At 44.7% G+C, this 275-nt stretch carries 1 protein-coding gene; it reads left to right on the top strand.

Annotated elements, in window-relative coordinates:
• Positions 1 to 49: 49 nt before the first annotated feature.
• Positions 50 to 275 (top strand): alpha/beta hydrolase (locus Q4528_RS13825; protein WP_303522146.1); only part of this gene is annotated, 226 nt, incomplete at its 3' end.

Here is a 275-nt window from a genome sequence, read left to right as displayed (position 1 = left end):
CTATCAGTGTGCCTTAAATTACCCAAATAGCTTGGGTGGCTTGTTATGCATGTCTACTTACTTATTAGCAGAAAGCCTGCCCACAACAGCGTTGCAAACTAACACTCCAGTGTTAATTCAACATGGTCGCCAAGATGACGTAGTGGCATTAAACCTCGGCCAACAAGCCTTTAACCAGTTGCAAGCTCAACACTATCAAGTGGAATTTCAGCAGTTTGATATGGCTCATAGTGTATCGCCCAGCCAAGTGAAAGCGATTAGCGCCTGGTTAAGTC

Origin of the sequence: Staphylococcus pasteuri (assembly GCF_030547725.1) — a bacterium.
GTDB classification, from domain to species: domain Bacteria; phylum Bacillota; class Bacilli; order Staphylococcales; family Staphylococcaceae; genus Staphylococcus; species Staphylococcus pasteuri.
Note: the sequence above shows the minus strand (reverse complement) of the source record. Positions and strands in the feature narration are given on the sequence as shown.